Raw genomic sequence first — 261 nt, forward strand, 5'->3', positions numbered from 1 at the left:
TTCGCGTATTGCAGGGCCTAACGCGGGTCGAATGGCGAACGTCACGCGAGATAGTTCACGGCTCATCGAGATGTTCCGTAGTCTTTACCCTGAGCGCATTTTCAACCTTACCCACTCGGCACACGAGAAAGACCAAGTGCCTATTGAGGCTCACGACTTTTCTGAAATATTAGGCATCGTGCTCGATAACGCTGGCAAATGGTCGAATAGGTGCATTAATTGCGATATTGCCGTCTCCACTACCACACTCACGCTCACCAC

1 pseudogene is annotated in these 261 nt (G+C 51.0%); it reads left to right on the forward strand.

Annotated elements, in window-relative coordinates:
- Nucleotides 1-31: 31 nt before the first annotated feature.
- Nucleotides 32-261: pseudogene (locus MLE19_RS22965) on the forward strand (ATP-binding protein); the annotation flags it as partial.

Source organism: Vreelandella neptunia (assembly GCF_022489065.1).
Lineage (GTDB): Bacteria > Pseudomonadota > Gammaproteobacteria > Pseudomonadales > Halomonadaceae > Vreelandella > Vreelandella neptunia_A.